The organism is Psychrobacter sp. 1Y4, assembly GCF_051847555.1.
In genome coordinates this window covers 1-523 of record NZ_JBPYDE010001133.1, presented here as the reverse complement: position 1 = coordinate 523, position 523 = coordinate 1, and the positions used below count along the sequence as shown (strand labels likewise).

1 protein-coding gene is annotated in these 523 nt (G+C 53.2%); it reads right to left on the bottom strand.

Annotation, left to right across the window (positions count from 1 at the left end; translation table 11 throughout):
- Nucleotides 1-523 (bottom strand): beta-ketoacyl synthase N-terminal-like domain-containing protein (locus tag ACS8FC_RS20790; RefSeq protein ID WP_439298179.1); only part of this gene is annotated, 523 nt, incomplete at both ends.

Sequence of the window (523 nt, the reverse complement as noted above, 5' to 3'; positions counted from 1 at the left end):
CAATCCCAGCATCATTGAGTGCATTGCGCATGGCTTTTGCAGCGCCGCTACCATCTTCTGGTGGTGCGGTAATATGACTCGCGTCATCGCTCATGCCAAACCCGACCAGCTCTGCCAATATCGTTGCACCGCGCGCTTTGGCGTGAGCAAGGCTTTCTAAGACGACCATACCAGCACCGTCACCAAGTACAAAACCGTCACGGCCTTTATCAAACGGACGTGATGCTTTGGTTGGCTCATCGTTACGCGTGGAGAGGGCATGCATCGCGCTAAAGCCTGCTATACCAAGTGGGCTTGAGCCTTTTTCACTACCGCCAGCCAACATGATATCGGCATCACCGTAGGCGATCAAACGCGCTGCAAGACCGATAGCGTGAGTCGCGGTAGTACAGGCCGTTGATGTCGCAAGATTTGGCCCTTTTAAGTTGTGCTTAATCGCGACCAATCCTGCTGCCATATTGACAATAGAGCCTGGGATGATAAAGGGTGAGACTTTGGCGGCCCCTTTTTCGTGTAGGGTATC